This is a genomic window from Marivivens sp. LCG002 (genome assembly GCF_030264275.1).
Classification (GTDB): domain Bacteria; phylum Pseudomonadota; class Alphaproteobacteria; order Rhodobacterales; family Rhodobacteraceae; genus Marivivens.
Map to the genome: position 1 here is coordinate 2,092,577 of NZ_CP127165.1, position 18,092 is coordinate 2,110,668.

Annotated in this window: 21 protein-coding genes; 19 read left to right on the top strand and 2 right to left on the bottom strand. The window is 56.6% G+C overall.

Annotated features, from left to right (window positions below; translation table 11 throughout):
- Positions 1–90 precede the first annotated feature (90 nt).
- Together pdeM and topA are read left to right on the top strand one after the other, a co-directional pair.
- Positions 91–738: a ligase-associated DNA damage response endonuclease PdeM gene (gene pdeM / locus QQG91_RS10340; protein ID WP_285770149.1), complete on the top strand. Its 648-nt coding sequence runs from the start codon at positions 91–93 to the stop codon at positions 736–738.
- Between the two features lie 117 nt (positions 739–855).
- Complete coding sequence (gene topA, locus QQG91_RS10345; RefSeq protein ID WP_285770150.1) at positions 856–3,441, top strand: type I DNA topoisomerase; 2,586 nt, start codon at positions 856–858, stop codon at positions 3,439–3,441.
- 57 nt (positions 3,442–3,498) lie between these two features.
- Here the strand turns inward: topA and QQG91_RS10350 are convergent, their stop codons facing one another.
- A complete protein-coding gene (locus tag QQG91_RS10350; RefSeq protein ID WP_285770151.1) occupies positions 3,499–4,299 on the bottom strand; it encodes a lytic transglycosylase domain-containing protein in 801 nt (266 codons plus the stop codon).
- Between the two features lie 390 nt (positions 4,300–4,689).
- On the opposite strand from QQG91_RS10350, the gene QQG91_RS10355 reads away from it, so the two are divergent.
- The 17 genes from QQG91_RS10355 to QQG91_RS10435 all read left to right on the top strand — a co-directional run bounded on the left by QQG91_RS10355 (position 4,690) and on the right by QQG91_RS10435 (position 17,570).
- A complete protein-coding gene (locus QQG91_RS10355) occupies positions 4,690–4,869 on the top strand; it encodes a Flp family type IVb pilin (RefSeq protein ID WP_285770152.1) in 180 nt (59 codons plus the stop codon).
- Between the two features lie 29 nt (positions 4,870–4,898).
- Entirely contained in the window at positions 4,899–5,078 is a 180-nt protein-coding gene (locus tag QQG91_RS10360) for a Flp family type IVb pilin (RefSeq protein WP_285770152.1), read from the top strand.
- A gap of 29 nt (positions 5,079–5,107) precedes the next feature.
- Entirely contained in the window at positions 5,108–5,287 is a 180-nt protein-coding gene (locus QQG91_RS10365) for a Flp family type IVb pilin (protein WP_285770152.1), read from the top strand.
- A gap of 29 nt (positions 5,288–5,316) precedes the next feature.
- Positions 5,317–5,496, top strand: coding sequence for a Flp family type IVb pilin (locus tag QQG91_RS10370; RefSeq protein WP_285770152.1), 180 nt, complete (start codon positions 5,317–5,319; stop codon positions 5,494–5,496).
- A gap of 29 nt (positions 5,497–5,525) precedes the next feature.
- Positions 5,526–5,705 (top strand): hypothetical protein, encoded by a 180-nt coding sequence (locus QQG91_RS10375; protein ID WP_285770153.1) that lies wholly within the window; start codon positions 5,526–5,528, stop codon positions 5,703–5,705.
- Between the two features lie 81 nt (positions 5,706–5,786).
- Positions 5,787–5,957 (top strand): Flp family type IVb pilin, encoded by a 171-nt coding sequence (locus tag QQG91_RS10380; RefSeq protein ID WP_285770154.1) that lies wholly within the window; start codon positions 5,787–5,789, stop codon positions 5,955–5,957.
- A 202-nt stretch (positions 5,958–6,159) separates the two neighbouring features.
- Positions 6,160–7,020: a Flp pilus assembly protein CpaB gene (cpaB, locus tag QQG91_RS10385; RefSeq protein WP_285770155.1), complete on the top strand. Its 861-nt coding sequence runs from the start codon at positions 6,160–6,162 to the stop codon at positions 7,018–7,020.
- 182 nt (positions 7,021–7,202) lie between these two features.
- Complete coding sequence (locus QQG91_RS10390; protein ID WP_285770156.1) at positions 7,203–8,624, top strand: type II and III secretion system protein family protein; 1,422 nt, start codon at positions 7,203–7,205, stop codon at positions 8,622–8,624.
- A gap of 12 nt (positions 8,625–8,636) precedes the next feature.
- Complete coding sequence (locus QQG91_RS10395) at positions 8,637–9,290, top strand: OmpA family protein (protein WP_285770157.1); 654 nt, start codon at positions 8,637–8,639, stop codon at positions 9,288–9,290.
- Between the two features lie 191 nt (positions 9,291–9,481).
- Complete coding sequence (locus tag QQG91_RS10400) at positions 9,482–10,747, top strand: CpaE/TadZ family protein (protein ID WP_285770158.1); 1,266 nt, start codon at positions 9,482–9,484, stop codon at positions 10,745–10,747.
- An 11-nt stretch (positions 10,748–10,758) separates the two neighbouring features.
- A complete protein-coding gene (locus tag QQG91_RS10405; protein ID WP_285770159.1) occupies positions 10,759–12,243 on the top strand; it encodes a TadA family conjugal transfer-associated ATPase in 1,485 nt (494 codons plus the stop codon).
- 6 nt (positions 12,244–12,249) lie between these two features.
- Positions 12,250–13,218, top strand: coding sequence for a type II secretion system F family protein (locus tag QQG91_RS10410; protein ID WP_285770160.1), 969 nt, complete (start codon positions 12,250–12,252; stop codon positions 13,216–13,218).
- An 8-nt stretch (positions 13,219–13,226) separates the two neighbouring features.
- Positions 13,227–14,219: a type II secretion system F family protein gene (locus QQG91_RS10415; RefSeq protein ID WP_285770161.1), complete on the top strand. Its 993-nt coding sequence runs from the start codon at positions 13,227–13,229 to the stop codon at positions 14,217–14,219.
- Positions 14,220–14,262: 43 nt separating this feature from the next.
- The gene (locus QQG91_RS10420) at positions 14,263–14,781 is read left to right on the top strand and encodes a tetratricopeptide repeat protein (protein ID WP_285770162.1); all 519 of its coding nucleotides are present in this window, start codon (positions 14,263–14,265) and stop codon (positions 14,779–14,781) included.
- 26 nt (positions 14,782–14,807) lie between these two features.
- Complete coding sequence (locus QQG91_RS10425) at positions 14,808–15,665, top strand: tetratricopeptide repeat protein (protein WP_285770163.1); 858 nt, start codon at positions 14,808–14,810, stop codon at positions 15,663–15,665.
- A complete protein-coding gene (locus QQG91_RS10430; RefSeq protein ID WP_285770164.1) occupies positions 15,665–16,162 on the top strand; it encodes a prepilin peptidase in 498 nt (165 codons plus the stop codon). The genes QQG91_RS10425 and QQG91_RS10430 overlap by 1 nt, the downstream gene beginning before the upstream one ends.
- A gap of 103 nt (positions 16,163–16,265) precedes the next feature.
- Positions 16,266–17,570, top strand: a complete 1,305-nt coding sequence (locus tag QQG91_RS10435; RefSeq protein WP_285770165.1) for a DUF8689 domain-containing protein — start codon at positions 16,266–16,268, stop codon at positions 17,568–17,570.
- 38 nt (positions 17,571–17,608) lie between these two features.
- Here the strand turns inward: QQG91_RS10435 and QQG91_RS10440 are convergent, their stop codons facing one another.
- Positions 17,609–18,088 (bottom strand): cytochrome b, encoded by a 480-nt coding sequence (locus QQG91_RS10440; RefSeq protein ID WP_285770166.1) that lies wholly within the window; start codon positions 18,086–18,088, stop codon positions 17,609–17,611.
- Positions 18,089–18,092: the final 4 nt, after the last annotated feature.

The window sequence follows — 18,092 nt, forward strand, 5'->3', positions numbered from 1 at the left end:
GCCCCAAATATCCCGGGGGACGGCTGCCAAAGGCAGACGGGGGGCAGAGCCCCCTTGCCAAGCCAATCAACCAGTGCCACAGAACGAAGTATGAACACCCACGCTTTCACGCTCCAGACGACACAACTGATTGCTCGCCCATCGGGTGCGCTTTTCGTGCCGGAGTGCGCGACGCTCGTGGTTTCCGACCTGCACTTGGGAAAATCCGACCGCATCGCGCGGCGCACAGGCATTCTGGTGCCCCCGTTCGAGAATCGCGACACGCTTCTCAGGCTCGAAGCCGAAATCGACGCCACAGGCGCGGAAACAGTCATCTGTCTGGGGGACAGTTTCGATGATCTCGCGGCAGGGCAAAGCCTTGACGAAGAGGAAACGCTTTGGCTCGCCCGTCTGCAGGCGGGGCGCGACTGGATCTGGGTCGAAGGCAATCATGATCCCGGACCGCTCGATCTCGGCGGAAGCCACCGCACCGAAGTTGCGCTTGCCGCCCTGACCTTCAGGCATATCGCACAGATCGGCGCCACTGGAGAGGTTTCTGGTCATTATCACCCCAAGCACAGGCTTGGCGGACAAAGTCGCCCCGCTTTTCTCTACGACAAAGACCGCCTGATCCTTCCTGCCTTCGGGACTTATACAGGCGGGCTGTGGTCCGATGCGCCCGCCCTCAAGACGCTTTTCCAAGGGCCATTCGTGGCCGTGCTCACCGGACGCAAAGCCATCGCCGTTCCTGTGCTTTAGAAGGATTTCGAAAATTCCCCGCTTGCCTTTGCCCCTCATGATGGAGCATTGACATGCAGTTAGAGCGCCACAGTTGGTGCAATGCGTCTCTATTTGTAAGAATTTAAAGGATCACTGATGCCTGTTGTGGTTGTTGAATCTCCGGCTAAGGCCAAGACAATTAACAAATATCTGGGGTCCGACTACACCGTTCTCGCCTCTTTCGGTCACGTGCGTGACCTGCCCGCCAAAGACGGCTCCGTCGATCCAGAGCATGATTTCGAGATGCAGTGGGAAATTGCGAACGACAGCAAAAAGCACGTCAAAGCGATTGCCGACGCCCTCAAGGACGACAACGAACTGATCCTCGCGACCGACCCTGACCGCGAGGGAGAGGCCATTTCCTGGCACCTGCAAGAAGCTCTGACCGCTCGCAAAGCGATCAAGAAGGACACTGCCGTCAGCCGCGTGACCTTTAACGCCATCACCAAAGCCGCAGTCACCGAGGCGATGAAGAATCCGCGTCAGGTCGATGCCCCGCTGGTCGAGGCCTATCTGGCGCGCCGCGCGCTCGACTATCTTGTGGGCTTCAACCTTTCGCCCGTTCTTTGGCGCAAACTCCCAGGTGCAAAATCCGCGGGACGCGTCCAGTCGGTCTGCTTGCGCCTCATCGTCGAGCGCGAGATGGAAATCGAAGCCTTCCGCGCACAGGAATATTGGTCGGTCAAAGCTCTCCTGAGCAATCCGCGCGGCCAAGAGTTCGAAGCGCGCCTGACGACCCTTGCGGGCAAAAAGCTCGACAAATTCGACCTTTCGAACGCCACTCAGGCTGAAATGGCGGTGCAGGCGATCAATTCGCGCGATCTGACCGTGACCTCGGTCGAAGCCAAACCCGCCTCGCGCAACCCGTCTGCGCCCTTTATGACGTCGACGCTCCAGCAGGAAGCCAGCCGCAAATTCGGCATGGGCGCGCGCCAGACCATGAGCGCGGCGCAGCGTCTTTATGAAGCGGGTCTCATTACCTATATGCGAACAGACGGCATCGACATGGCACCCGAAGCCGTGATGGCCGCACGCGATGCGATCAAAGCGAACTTTGGCGAAAAATACCTGCCGACCAGCCCGCGCATGTATAAAAACAAGGCCAAGAACGCTCAGGAAGCGCACGAATGTATCCGGCCCACGGATATGTTCCTGACCACCGAAAAGGCCAAGATCACGGACGCGGATCAGCGCAAGCTTTATGATCTGATCTATAAGCGCACCATCGCCAGCCAGATGTCGGCGGCCCAGATGGAACGCACGACCGTGGACATCGCCTCTGCCGATGGTCAGGTGATCCTGCGCGCCACGGGTCAGGTTATGCTCTTCGAAGGCTTTATCGCCGTTTACGAAGAAGGTCGCGATGACTCGGTCGTCGATGACGACGACAAGCGTTTGCCGCAACTGGCCGTGGGTGAAAAGACCGCCAAGAAAGACGTCCAGCCCGAGCAGCATTTCACCCAGCCCCCGCCCCGCTACACCGAGGCCACCTTGGTCAAGCGGATGGAAGAACTCGGGATCGGCCGCCCCTCGACCTATGCGTCGATTGTGACGACCATTCAGGATCGTGACTATGTCACAAAGGACAAAGGACGTTTGATCCCGCAGGACAAAGGTCGTCTCGTGACCGTTTTCCTGACGAATTACTTCAAGCGCTATGTCGAATATGACTTTACCGCAGGCCTTGAGAACGAACTCGACGAAGTGAGCGCGGGCGAAGCCAACTATAAAGAAGTCCTGAACCGCTTCTGGCGCGATTTCTCGGCGGCGATTGCCGAAACCTCGGAACTTCGCATCACTGACGTGCTCGACAAGATCAACGAAGTGCTCGAGCCGCATCTTTTCCCGACCAAAGAAGACGGGAGCGATCCGCGCGCCTGCCCGACGTGTGGTCAGGGACGGCTTTCCATGCGCACGGCCCGTTCGGGCGGTGCCTTTATCGGCTGTTCCAACTATCCCGAATGCCGTTACACGCGCCCCTTCGGCCCTCCGGGGATGGAAGAAACGGGGATCGGCCCCGACGGCAAGCTTTTGGGCTATGATGATGGGGACCCGATCTCGCTTCGCGATGGTCGCTTCGGACCCTATGTCCAGCGCGGCGAGGCGAATGAAGACAATCCCAAGCCGCCCCGCGCCTCACTCCCCAAAGGATGGGAAGCTTCGAGCATTGATCTGGAAAAAGCCCTCACGCTTCTCAACCTTCCGCGCGAGATCGGCCCGCACCCCGATGACGGCGAGATGATCGAGGCGGGCATCGGTCGCTATGGTCCCTTTGTCAAACATGGACGGGTCTATGCGAACATCAAAGATGTGGATGAAGTCTTTACCATCGGTATGAACCGTGCTGTCGAGCTTCTTGCCCAAAAGGCAGCAGGACGCGGCGCACGCACGGCCGCCAAGCCGCTCAAAGAGCTCGGCGATCACCCAGATGGGGGCGCAATGGCCGTGATGGAGGGACGCTACGGCCCCTACATCAAATGGGAAAAGGTCAACGCGACATTGCCCAAGGACACTGCACCCGAGGACGTCACGGTCGAAATGGCGATAGAGCTGGTCAACGCAAAGGCGACGACAAAGGGCGGCAAAAAGAAAGCGACCGCCAAGAAGGCACCTGCAAAGAAAGCCGCTACGAAAAAGCCCGCGGCCAAGAAAACGACAAAAGCCAAGTCCGAAGACGAATAAAACAAAAACAGCAGGCCCCGTGCCTGCTGTTTTCTTTTGGGAAGGCGTTGCCGTTTCTCAGCTTTTGACCGTGAACACACATCCGTCCGATATGAGTTCGGGCGGCGTAAGGCACAGCGCTTTGGCAACGGTCCAAGCCGCCAGAACCTTTGGCACATATAGACGCGTTTCGACGTAATCGGGGACGCCGCCATTGTCCCTGATCGTCCCTTCGCCTGCATTATAGCCTGCAAGAACGAGGATCGGGTCCCCGTCAAAGACCTCCATCAACCAGTCAAGATAGGCGACGCCGCCCTTGATATTGTCGACGGGGTCAAAGGGGTCCCGAACACCAAAGCGCTCTGCGGTGGCGGGCATAAGTTGCATCAGACCCTGTGCACCGGCGCGGCTGGTCGCATTGCTCTGGCCCGCGCTTTCAACGGCGATGACAGAGAGCACAAGAGCGGGCGACACTTTGGTGTCGATTGTAGCAAGCAGGATATCCCGACCATGCCGCGAAGCAATTTTGGTCAGAGCATCAAGACTGGGCGGTTCGACCTTTTCCGCATCGGATGCCTTTGCCATGGCTTCGAGCGCAAGGACAAGGCGGCCCGGAACGTTATCCTCAAGCTTGGGTGAAATCGCCTGCCAGAACCAGGTCACTTGACTGGCTTGTGGAACGGCACCTCCGACGGCGCCAAAGACGTCTTGCGATGGCGCGGCTGTCCCCGCAGCAGGCGGCGCGGATGGCGCACTTGGCGCACGCGGGGCGACTTGGACGTTGATCCGCGGCCCCGCACCGGTCGGAACCGTCACGCGCTTGAAGGTAAAGTCGGACTGCAGTCGATGTCCCTCCGCCAAAGCAGAGCTGCCCGCCATTAGAGCCCCAAACGCAAAAATCGCCGCTACCTTCCGCATCTGCGGACCACCTACCCGTTTTTCTTTTGCGCGAGGCTAGCGAAAAAATCCCGTCCTGTCCCCGTCTAAGCATCAAAACGCAACCAATTCGTGCAAATTGCCGCCGTAATGTCACGCCGAAAATCGACACGAAGGCGACAATTTCAATTTTAAATATAACTGAATCAATACGTTAAAAGAAAAATCGAAAAAATCAGCCACATCAAGAAATGGAACCATTGGAGTCCAATTTCCGCCCCAATCGGACGGCTATATGGGCTCATCCAAAGCCGGACAGCCTCGGAACAACGAGCAAAACAACCGGTGAAGATGTTGAAAACGAAGCGACTAATTCCCTGAGGAGGGACGACTATGCTGAACTTTATCAAAAACTTCCGCCGCGACGAAGACGGTGCTGTGACTGTTGACTGGGTTGTTCTGACCGCTGCTCTCGTTGGTATCGGTGTAGCCGTTGTCGGCGGCGTCAAGACCCAGACCGAGGACGTAGGCACCTCGATCGCAACCAAAGTTTCGGCTTCGAAGCTTAACTAATTCAAAAATTCTAATTCAGGATCATCAAAATGCTTAACTTCATCAAAAACTTCCGCCGCGACGAAGACGGTGCTGTGACTGTTGACTGGGTTGTTCTGACCGCTGCTCTCGTTGGTATCGGTGTGGCCGTTGTCGGCGGCGTCAAGACCCAGACCGAGGACGTAGGCACCTCGATCGCAACCAAAGTTTCGGCTTCGAAGCTTAACTAATTCAAAAATTCTAATTCAGGATCATCAAAATGCTTAACTTCATCAAAAACTTCCGCCGCGACGAAGACGGTGCTGTGACTGTTGACTGGGTTGTTCTGACCGCTGCTCTCGTTGGTATCGGTGTGGCCGTTGTCGGCGGCGTCAAGACCCAGACCGAGGACGTAGGCACCTCGATCGCAACCAAAGTTTCGGCTTCGAAGCTTAACTAATTCAAAAATTCTAATTCAGGATCATCAAAATGCTTAACTTCATCAAAAACTTCCGCCGCGACGAAGACGGTGCTGTGACTGTTGACTGGGTTGTTCTGACCGCTGCTCTCGTTGGTATCGGTGTGGCCGTTGTCGGCGGCGTCAAGACCCAGACCGAGGACGTAGGCACCTCGATCGCAACCAAAGTTTCGGCTTCGAAGCTTAACTAATCTGATCTGGACATCACAGGACCGTGGACATGAAAAACTTCTTCAAATCCTTCAAATCTGACGAAGCCGGTGCTGTGACTGTTGACTGGGTTGTATTGACCGCAACACTCGTCGGCCTTGGGGTCGCGGTGATCGGCACGGTCAAAACCGAAACCGAGGCCACATCGACCTCTGTTTCGAACAAAGTTGCAAGCTACAAGCTCAACTAGACCTGGACATCGGACGCCAAGACGCGGCGGAGATCTCTGTCTCTCCGCCGCGCCTCTCATTTAATCGATTGGGTTGGTCAGGTGAAAGAATTTTTCCGCAATTTTCAGAATGAAGAGTCCGGCGCCATCACAGTTGAATGGGTCGTCCTTTCAGCACTGCTTGTCGGACTTGCCATCTCGTTTCTCGGCAATACGACGACAGCGACAAAAGATGTCGGAACTACAGTCGCAGCCAAGATGGCCGAGCAATAAACCAGAACCCAAAAGGTCGCCGCGGCGGCCTTTTTCGTTATTTCATTCCAGAATTCACGTTTACGAAATCGAAACGTTCCGTTCAAATTCCACAGATAGTCCCAAAGAAGCCCACAATACGGCCACATTCGATTGATCTAACGGATGCTGAAGACATCCGTCCCTCCTGGACGATATTAGCAACTACCGAAAGGACAACGAAATGCGAGCAGTATTCGGACTCGTCCTCATCGTCGGCCTCGGATTGGCCGGCTTTGCAGTCTATATGGTCAAAGGCTACTTTGACCAACAAGCGGTTGCTCTTGCCGAGCAGCGCGCGGTCGCCGAACAGGCCGTTCCGACCGTCGAATTGATCGCGATGAACCGCACGATCAACTATGGCGAAATCCTTACGAAAGAGGATGTCTCTTTCATCCGTTATGCCGAGCCGTTTTTGCCCGAAGGCGTGTTCTTGACCGCCGAAGAACTTTTCCCCGAGGATCAGGAGCCCCGCATCGTGCTGCGCCAGATGGATGCGATGGAGCCGGTTCTGGCGTCGAAAGTGACCGAACCCGGTGAAGATGCAGGGCTTGCCTCGCGATTGGGCAAGGGCATTCGCGCCTTTGCCATCAATGTCGATGCCACCTCCGGTGTGTCGGGTTTTCTACGTCCCGGCGACAATGTCGACGTCTATTGGACGGGGCAAAACACGGCAAATGGCGGCGGCATGGGCGGCTATAGCGAAGTCACGCGCCTGATCGCGACGAACATCCCAATCATCGCAGTCGATCAGGACACCGCGACCAACAGCTCGATCGCCATGGTTGCAAAGACCGTCACCGTCGCAGTGAACCAGAACCAGGGTGCGACCCTGACCCAGGCGCAAAGCAGCGGACGACTGACGCTCGCACTTGTCGGGATGAATGACGACACCGTGGCAGAAGCAATCGAAGTCGACCAGAAGAGCCTGCTCGGGGTCGAAGAAGCCGCTCCCGAAGTGGCCCAAGCGGAAGAGAAAATCTGCACGATCCGCACCAATCGCGGTGTCGAAAAGGTCGAAATCCAGATCCCCTGCCCCAAGTAAAATGGGCCCAAGCACACCTATTACGCGCCTCACTGGGCGCGTAATCGCGTTTTTGTTGCGAATTTTCAACATAAACGTTCATCACTATGCCATTGATTCTTGCAAAAAATAAGTTTTCCGCGCAGTGTGCTTCAAACGACGGGTAAAAATCCCGCATTGGGCGTGATCAAGAGGCAGGTCACATGACACAACGATCTTTCATCAAAGCGGCGCTTTTCGGGCTCTCGCTTGCGATGACCAGTATACCGTCTATGCCTTGGGCAGAGACGCTTCAGGTGATGCGTGGAGCACCGTCTTCGGCACTTCAGGTGCCGATGAACCGCGCCGTTGTTGTCGAAAGTGACACAGCTTTTGCCGAGCTTTCCATCGCCAACCCCGGGATCGCGGATATTTCCTCGTTGTCGGATCGAACGATTTACGTTCTGGGCAAGGAACCCGGCCGAACGACCCTGACACTCCTTGGAGTGGACGGGCGGCTGATCACCAACGTCGAAGTTCATGTGACCCCCGATATTGCCGAATTCAAAGAACGGCTTGAGCAAATTCTGCCTGGCGAGAAAATCGAAGTGCGGACCGCCAATGACGGCATCGTTCTGTCGGGCACTGTAAGCAGCGCTGCCCGTCTAGACCGCGCCTTGGAATTGGCGCAGCGCTATGCACCCGATCGCGTCTCCAACCTGATGAGCGTCGGCGGAACCCAGCAAGTCATGCTCAAAGTGCGCTTTGCAGAGATGGAGCGTTCGGTTTCCAAATCGCTCTCGTCGTCTCTTTCGGTTGCAGGCTCGGCACTCAACAACAATCTCGGCGTCTTTGGCGGGTCGAATTCGACCCAGTCGGCCACAAACATCAAGGACGCCCTTTCCGCAGGTTACACCGGTGCGGGTGACAAGAACGGTGCGTTCTTGTTCGGCTTCAACGCGGGCGGCCTCGAACTCGGCATCCTGCTCGAAGCTCTTGAGGCGCGCGGCGTTGTCCGAACCCTTGCCGAACCCAATTTGACGGCGCTTTCGGGCCAAGAAGCGAATTTCCTCGCGGGCGGGGAATATCCTGTTCCCGTTCGGGACAGCACTGGCCGACTGACCATCCAATACAAACCCTTCGGGATCGAGCTGAACTTTATCCCGCGCGTTGTGGATCAGGACATCATCAACCTCGAACTCAACGCGGCTGTATCGTCGATCGACCCCACAAACGGTATCATCCTCGAAGGTTTGAGCATCGACGCCTTCAAGCGCAACGAAACCTCGACCACTGTGGAAATGCGTGATGGCGAAAGCTTTGCAATCGCAGGGCTTTTGTCGGACGACTTCCGCGATCTGAACGGTCAGGTGCCGTGGCTGGGCGATATTCCCGTGCTCGGCGCCTTGTTTCGCAGCGCCTCTTACGAGCGTGCGCAGACCGAGCTTGTCATTATCGTCACCCCCCATCTTGTGACCCCGACCCGTGGTGAAGCGCTTGCTCTGCCGACGGACCGCGTTACCATTCCCTCGGAAAAAGACCTCTTCCTTTTCGGCAAGGTCACGGGCAGCACACCGACCAGCGGAGCTGCGGGAGAAGTCGCCAAGCAGGACTTCAGCGGGTCTTATGGCTATGTTCTGGATTAAGGGAGACTGACCATGCTCGCACGCTCCCTTTCGCTCCTCTCGATGGTTGCACTCCTTGCGGCGTGCAACAACGAAGCAGGCTATAGCTCATCCTACCGAGAGGCGGGATTGATCAACAATGGTGCGGACTTCGGCAATTCGACGATGCAAAACACCTTGGTGATGACAGGTGCGTCGAGCTATACGGTCAATCTGAACAATCGCTTCGTGGCGCAGGTGCCGACAACGATCAACTTTGCCTTCAACTCCTATGTTCTGGATGACGAGGCCCGCGCGACCTTGCGCGCTCAGGCCGACTTTATGCGTCAATTTCCCGAAGTGCGCTTCAAGGTTTACGGCCATACCGACCTCGTCGGCTCATCAAGCTACAATCGCACGCTCGGTCTGCGCCGCGCCGAGGCCGCCGTGCTCTATCTTCAGACCCAAGGCATACAGCGCTCGCGACTTGAAGCGGTTGTCAGCCATGGCGAAACACAGCCTCTTGTCGTGACCGAAGGACGTGAACGGGCCAACCGCCGCACCGTCACCGAGGTCACGGGCTTTGTGAACTCGAACCCGATGGTGATGAACGGCAAATATGCCGAGATCATCTTCCGAGATTATGTGCAAAGCGCCTCGGTTCCCGCCACGCTCTTCAACGGAAGCGCAACGGGCACGAGCGAATAAGATCGGCTTGGCGCGGTAAACAATTTCAACCGCGCCAAATGGATCGTCGTTAAATTCCGCACAATTATATCCTTTTGGCCGCATTTAGGTCACGATTGGCGACGATTTTCTATCTCAAAGAATAGCCTTGTTCGGATGATTCCGACCTGGCGCTTGGGGAATCTCCCCTTGAATTTGAGGAAGAAGGCCAAATGAGTAGTCCAGCGCTATTGCAACCGGAACCGCAGCCGATCCTGGCCTGCACGGTGAGCAGAGACGTGCAGCTTTTCGACCTGTTGATCGAAGACATGGAAACAGCCATGGGCGAGCAATGGGGTGACCTCGGGTTCGGCGATTGTATGCTGTTTCTCGAGCAACCCGAAGCCGAAGCGCTCCAATTCCTCGCCATTGCACTTGATGCCGAAGACGAAGCCTCGCTCGACGAGGTGATTGCATTGATTGTTGCGGCCAAAGCCCGCGACATCCGCATTATTCTCGTGACCGAGGATGTCTCGCCGACCGCTCTTCATAAACTTCTCAAGGCAGGCGGCGACGAATTCGTGCCTTACCCGCTCCCTGATGGCGAATTGGCTCAGGCGATCAAACGTGTGACTTCGGAACCTGAAGAGCCTGAAATCGCCCCGAGCCGGAACGAGCATAATCTCAAGGCCAAGAATGACCGCTCGGGTGTGTTGATCCCCGTTCAAGGTATGGCGGGTGGCACAGGAGCAACGACTTTTGCCTGTAATCTGGCTTACGAGCTTTCAACCGTCGAAAAGGAGGATGCCCCGCGCGTTCTCTTGATCGACTTCGATCTGCAATACGGATCGGTCGGAACCTATCTCGACGTCGATCGCCGCGAGGCGGTGATGGAGCTTATCACCGATACCGAAGCAGCCGACGAAGAAGCCTTTATGCAGGCGACGTTGAGCGTGCATGATAAGCTCTATGTTCTGACGTCACCGCCCGACATTATGCCCTTGGATATCATGGGACCGCCTGATGTCGAACGTTTGCTCGAAATTGCTTTGGCGAACTTCGACTATGTTGTCGTCGATATGCCGACCACGCTCGTGGAATGGACCCAAACCATTCTCGAAAAGGCGCACGTCTATTTTGCGCTTCTCGAGATCGACATGCGCTCCGCCCAGAACACGCTTCGGCTCAAGCGTGCGCTCCAGTCCGAGGATCTTCCCTTTGACAAGCTCAGGTTCATCTTGAACCGCGCGCCCGGATTCACCGACCTGAACGGCAAAGCCCGTATCAAACGGCTTGCCGACAGCTTGGGTATCTCTATCGACGTGACCTTCCCCGATGGCGGCAAGCAGATCATGCAGGCCAACGATCACGGCCAGCCACTGTCAAGCGCGGCACCCAAGAATGCGCTTCGCAAGGAAATCGCCAAGCTCGCCAAATCGATCCACGACGTCAACGTGGGCGAAGCCAGTGTTTCGACGAAAAAGAAAAAGCGAAAGTAAGAGGTTAGCAGATGTTTTCGAAATATAAGAAAAGCGCATCCGGCAAAGCCCCTTCCTCGGCTTCTGCTGCGATCCACAAACTCCAGACCGCGCGCAGCTCCTCCGGCGGTTCATCCGCACCGGCAAGCCCTGTTTCTGTTGCTCCGTCCGAAGTGCGCAGCTTCAGAAAGCCGCAGCCGACAAAAGCCGCCGCGCCTGTCTCAGCGGATAAGGACAAAAAGCGCAAAGAGCGTCTTCAGGAAATCAAGCTTCAGGTGCACAAGGCCCTGCTCGAGAACCTGAACCTCGCCGCTCTGGAAACCGCGACCGAAAACGATCTCAAGACCGAGATCAGCGCCATTTCTGGCGAGACGCTCGAAGAGCTCGGCATGGTGCTCAACCGCGAAGAGCGCTTGGCCCTGAACCAGGACCTCTATGACGAGGTCACGGGCCTTGGTCCTCTCGAAACTTTACTCAAGGACGACAGCGTCAACGATATTCTGGTAAACGGCCCACAACAGATTTTCGTCGAACGCGCGGGTAAGCTCCAGCTCACCGATGTGACGTTCAAGGATGAAAAACACCTCTTGCGGATCATCGACAAGATCGTGTCTGCCGTTGGCCGCCGCGTGGATGAATCCAATCCCTATGTGGACGCCCGTCTTTCTGACGGCTCGCGCTTCAACGCCATGGTCGGACCGATTGCGATCGACGGCTCTCTCGTATCGATCCGTAAGTTCAAAAAGGAAAAGCTGGCCATTGACGATCTGGTCAAGTTCGGCGCTTTTACCGAAGAGATGGCCGCCTACCTTCAGGCCGCAGTGGCAACCCGTCTCAACATCATCGTCTCGGGCGGCACGGGCTCGGGTAAAACGACGACCCTGAACGCTTTGTCTTCGTTTATCGACGACAGCGAGCGCATTCTGACGATCGAGGATACCGCAGAACTCCAGCTGCAACAGACCCACGTCGGCCGCATGGAATCCCGCCCCCCGAACGTCGAAGGCAAAGGCGCCGTGACCCAGCGTGACTGTTTGCGTAACGCCCTTCGTATGCGCCCCGACCGTATCATCGTCGGGGAAACCCGCGGCGAAGAAGTGATCGACATGCTTCAGGCCATGAACACAGGCCACGACGGGTCCATGACCACGATCCACGCCAACTCTGCCCGAGATGGCGTGTCGCGTCTTGAAAACATGATCGCAATGGCGGGGATCGAAATGCCGATCAAGGCCGTGCGCTCGCAGATCGCCTCGGCAGTGAACCTGATCGTGCAGGCCTCGCGTCTTCAGGACGGTTCACGCCGCATGGTGTCGATCACCGAAATCACCGGGATGGAAGGCGACGTCATCTCGATGCAGGAGATCTTCCGCTATCAGCGCGTCGGACTTACCCCCGACAACAAGATCATCGGCCATTTCACCGCCACGGGCGTGCGTTCGCACTTCTCGGAGCGTTTCCGCCTGTGGGGCTATGACCTGCCGCCGCAAATCTTTGAACCCTATGCCGCGGAGTAACGCCAGATGACCCTTTCAGCAGAACCGATTATCTATGGTTTGATCTTTATCGCGGTGCTTCTCGTGGTCGAGGGCATCTATCTGACGATCTTCGGTAAATCCATTTCGCTCAACAGCCGCGTCAATCGGCGCCTCGAGCTTATGGAAAAAGGCGGCGGCCGCGAACAGGTGCTTGAACAACTCCGCAAGGAGATGACGCAGCACCTCAGAAGCCAGCAAATTCCGCTGTATTCGCTTCTCGCATCCAAGGCACAAAAGGCGAATATCGCCTTTTCTCCCTCGCAACTCATCCTGATCATGGTCGTGCTCGGGGCCGGTGCCTTTATGGCGCTGACCGTCGGCACCACCGCGTCTCTGCCGGTGCGCGCCGTTGTTGCCGTCGGGATGGGGGTCGGCGGGGTCTATATGTGGATCGCGAAAAAGGCGAAAAAGCGTATGGACATGATCGAGGAACAGCTTCCCGATGCGGTCGAACTTATGGTGCGCTCGCTGCGCGTGGGGCACCCGATAAGCTCTGCCATCGGGATCGTCGCGAAAGAGGCGCCCGATCCGCTCGGCACCGAAATGGGCGTCATCGCCGACGAGACCGCCTATGGGCGCGATATGGGCGAAGCACTCAAACAAATGGCCGACCGCATCGATATGCAGGATTTGCGCTTTCTTGCGATGGCCGTCACGATCCAGCAGCAGTCGGGCGGTAACCTTGCCGAAATCCTCGACGGACTGTCCAAAGTGATCCGTGCCCGTTTCAAGCTCTTTCGCCGCGTTCGGGCCATCACGGCCGAAGCGAAATGGTCGGGCATGTTTCTTTCGGTCTTTCCACTTGTCGCCTTGGTCGGGATCAACCTTGCCCAGCCCGACTACTATGCGGACGTTCAGGATACGCCCGTGTTCATCCCCGCTTGTATTGTGGTTGCGGCCTTTCTCGGCCTGAACCTCTTTGTCATGCGCACTCTCGTTAACATCAAGGTCTGAGGCGGAAAATGGCGATTGTAGAACAAATCCAACAGATGCTCGTCGACCTTCTCGGGCCGTTCGGCCCCTTGATCCTTGTCGGCTTTCTCGGGCTGACGCTCGTGCTCTTGACGCTGCCGATCATGCTCAAGAAAGAGGAAGACCCGCTTGAAAAGCTCAAGACGGGCGGACGCATCAAAGTCAAAGAAGACGCGAGCGTTCCGGCCGCCAAGCTTCGACAGGTCCAGAAGAAGGACAAACTCGAGAAATACTCGAACTTTCTCGAACCCCAGAACCAAGAGGACTATTCGGCCGTCAAGCTCAAGCTGTTGCAGGCAGGATATACCTCCAAGAACTCGGTTCGGATGTATCACTTCGCGCAGTTCGCGCTCGGGATCTTGGGTCTTATGGTCGGGCTGCTCTATGCCTTTGGCGTTGCCGATTTTTCGGAACTCACGACCCAAGACCGCGCGATGTATATCATCGGTCCGGGCGTCGGCGGCTATATGTTCCCCAAATATTGGGTCACGCGCCGTCAAGCGAGCCGTCAGGAAGAAATCGTCAACGGGTTTCCCGACAGTCTTGATATGATGCTCGTCTGTATCGAAGCGGGCCAGTCGCTCGATCAGTCGATCATCCGCGTGTCGAAAGAAATGCGCAGCGGCTTTCCCGCCCTCGCCCATGAATTCGAAATCGTCAGCTACGAGATGAAAGCAGGCAAAGACAAGATGGCGGTGTTCAAGGACATGGCCGAGCGCTGCGGTGTTCCCGACATCGCGTCTTTTGTGACCGTTCTCATCCAGTCGCAACAGTTCGGCACATCGATTGCCGACGCGCTCAAGGTCTATTCGAGCGAAATGCGTGACAAACGCGTGATGCGCGCCGAAGAAAAGGCGAATACCCTGCCGACCAAGATGACTCTTGCGACGATGCTGTTGACGGTGCCGCCGCTTCTGATCATTCTGATCGGACCCTCGATCTATGACATCATGACGAGCTTCGGGGGCGCAAACAGTCTGTAGGGCGATGACGATTTTTCGAACAAACGTTTTACTTTTGTGTCTCATGTTGGCCGCCTGCACCACGGGCGGCCTCAATTCATCTGACGGCGTATTCGCGCCCGGGGTTGCGGGAAAATCCGACATCGACGGTCTCTCGGTCGGACACCGCCTTATGGCGGCGGGCGAATACGAACTAGCGCTCAGGGCCTATACTCGCGCCGCCGCGCAACAGGGTTTGAACATCGACACGCTATCCGCGCTCGGTTCGGCCAACCTCAAGCTTGGTCGTTTGAACCAAGCCGAGGATCTGTTGCGACGCGCCGTCGAGGAAGACCCCGACTTTGCATCCGCGTGGAACAACTTGGGGGTGGTCCTCATGGAACGCGGTGAAATCGCAGAAGCCTCCGAGGTCTTCCGTCGCGCATATGCCACGGACAACGGCAATTCCGACGAAATCCGCGACAACCTGCGCTTGGCACTCGCAAAACTGGATAATCCCCTGTATTCTGCACCTCAAGAGAATGAAGAATTCCGGCTGGTGCGCCGTGGATCAAGCGAAACGGTCCTTTTGACGACGCACTAGCACAAGAGCAGTAGAGGACGCAGGCGATGCGCCAAACCCTTGTGATTGCAACCGCTTTTGCGGCTGCGCTTGTCGTGAGCGGATGCCAGAAATCTGGTGACGCAGAAGTTGCGCGCGCTTTGCGCGATGTGAACGTTGTTGACGAAACCAACCTCAATGACGTGATGCTTTCGGTCGCTGATCCGGACGAGGCGGTTTCCTATTTTGCACGCGCTTCGGCCAACGATCCGGGCCGTATCGATCTGATGCGGGGTCTGGCGGCGTCTCTGACACGGGCCTCGCGGGCCACCGAGGCTCTCGTCGCGTGGAAGGACGTTGTCGCCCATCCTGAGGCGACCAATGATGATCGCGTGGACCTTGCAGGGGCCTATATCCGCGCAAATGATTGGGAAAATGCCCAAGCTACTCTGAATTCGGTTCCACCGACCCACGAAACCTTTGAGCGTTACCGGCTCGAGGCCATGGTCGCGGACAGCAACAGCGACTGGAAACGCGCCGACACGTTCTATGAAACGGCTGTGGGGCTCACCACCAAGCCCGCAGGCGTTCTGAACAACTGGGGCTTTTCCAAATTGACCCGTGGCGCCTATGTCGAAGCAGAGCGTCTCTTCGGCGATGCGGTGCGTCAGGACAGCTCTCTCTTTACCGCCAAGAACAACCTTGTCCTCGCGCGCGGTGCGCAACGCAACTATGATCTTCCTGTTGTGCCCATGTCCCAGACGGAGCGTGCGCAACTGTTGCACACCCTTGCCCTCACAGCCGTCAAGCAAGGCGACGTGACAACCGCCAAGGGCCTCTTGCGCGAAGCCATCGACACCCACCCGCAGCATTTCGAAGCGGCGGCACGCTCGCTTCGTGCACTTGAAGACAATGTAAGCAACTGATGACGCATCTGACATTGACGCAATCGTTAGTCTTTTTGCCTTTTGCTTTGGTGATCGGCATCTATGTGGCGTGGCGTGACTTGAGCTCGATGAAGATCCCGAATGTCTCGGTCTATGCCTTGTTCACAGTCTTTGTCGTTCTGGGGCCTTTTGTGATGCCGCTCGAAACCTATGGGATCCGCTGGGCCCAAGGTCTTGGCATGTTGGTGGTCGGTATGATCCTCAATGCCGCAGGCGCCATGGGCGCGGGGGATTCTAAGTTCATCGCTGCGGCCGCCCCGTTTGTGGCTGCTTCGGATGCCGTCCTTGTCCTGTTTATTTTTTGCGGAGCGCTCCTCGCGGCCTTTGCGGCGCATCGCCTTGCCCGGATGTCGCCCCTTCGGGCAATGGTCCCGCACTGGCAAAGCTGGGAAACGGGACGACGTTTTCCAATGGGGTTTCCGCTGAGTGCGGCACTGGCCTATTATCTGGCGCTTCCCCTTTTCGAAGTCCTCTGAATGCCAAGCGAATGCCCATCTAAAGTGGGCATTTTTTCATTCTTTCGCCATGATTACCCGCGAGAACGGAAACAATACTCTTATTGATCCCGGTCTTCGCCCCATGAATATGCAAGCTTCCACAATTATGGCACCGCCAGCCCCTCGCACGATCGAGGCGATGGGGCTTCCGATCGTTATGATGCGGGACATATTGATCAAGACGATCTTTCGACAGAACCTCTCGACGGTGCGCCAGATTGCTCAGGCGCTTTGCGTGACGGTGCCTGTGGCGCAATCGCTTGTCGATCTGGCACGCGGACAGCTTTTGCTCGAGGCCAATGGTCTCGTCGGGGGCGAGAATTCGGACATGAATTACCAGCTGACCGATACGGGCCGCGCCCGTGCGCTCGATGCGCTCGGGCAGTCCGAATATTACGGCGCGATGCCTGTGCCGATGGATGACTATGCCGCGCAGGTCAAACGCCAATCGATCCGCAATATCCAGGTCACCCGCAAGCAACTGACCGAAGCCATGGGGCATCTCATTCTCCCCGACAGTTTGATCGACAACCTCGGGCCTGCGGTATCAGCAGGGCGTTCGATTCTGATGTATGGGCCACCGGGTAACGGGAAATCCTCGATCTCGAACGGTATCCGCGACGCGCTCGGCGATATGATCTATGTCCCTCGCGCTATCGAATATTCGGGTCAAGTCATCACGGTCTATGATCCGATCGTGCATACAGCCGTCGGTCAGACCGATGAGAATCCCAACGCTCTTCGCCGCACATTGCAGCACGACCAACGCTATGTGAAATGCACAAGACCGACAGTTGTAACGGGGGGCGAACTTGGGCTTGAAATGCTCGATCTTGTTTATAACCCCATTGCGCGGACCTATACCGCCCCGCTCCAGATGAAATCGGCGGGCGGAATTTTCATCATCGACGACCTTGGTCGTCAGGAAGAACCGCCGCAAAAAATAGTCAACCGCTGGATCGTTCCGCTTGAAGAAGGGCGCGACATCCTTGCGCTTCAATCAGGCGAGAAATTCGAAACGCCCTTCGATACATTGGTGATCTTTTCAACGAACTTTCACCCGAACGAGATTTTCGACCAAGCGGCACTGCGCCGTATCTTTTTCAAGATCAAGATCGACGGACCGAGCAAAGAGAATTTCCTGAAAATCTTTGCGCTTGTGGCGCGGAAAAAGCGCGTGCCTCTGGACGAGCAATCGCTCATCTACCTTCTCAAGCACAAATACCCGACGATCAACAACACCTATGCCAACTATCAGCCTGTGTTCTTGCTCGACCAGATCATTGCGATCTGCGAGTTCGAGGGGATCCCCTATCAGATGACGCCCGAACTCATCGATCAGGCTTGGGGGAATATGTTCCTCCAGACGGAAAACATCGTTCGCTAAGAAAAAGCCCCGCGCTAGGCGGGGCAGTTTCCTTTTGGTCAGCGCATCCGCTGCATCAATCCATCTTTGAGGATGAATTGGTGATAGACCGCGGCGACGATGTGCACACCGACAAGAGCTAGACCTAGGGTGAACATCACCTCGTGGACCTCGCTTGCGTCGCGCACGCCGCCGAACCACGCCATAGCGCCGCTTAGCGGAACAAGGATCATCACGCCGTAAAGCGCCAGATGGGCAATCTTGGCCGAAAGATCGACAAGCTTGTTGCCTGTTTCAACCGGTTGGGGCGCACCTTTGAGAAGCCGCGTAACGATCCGAACCGCAACCAGTCCGAGGAGGAGCACTCCGACCCACACATGCACCGCTGCGCCCACGCTCATAGCAGGTTCGCCTGTGCGCACCAAAGCACGCCAAGCATCTTTCATTCCCTCGTGCGAGACGAAACTGACGAAAAACAACAGGGCCATGCCCCAATGGAGCGCGATCTGGGGCTTTGAATATTTTGCAGGCGACGACATGAAC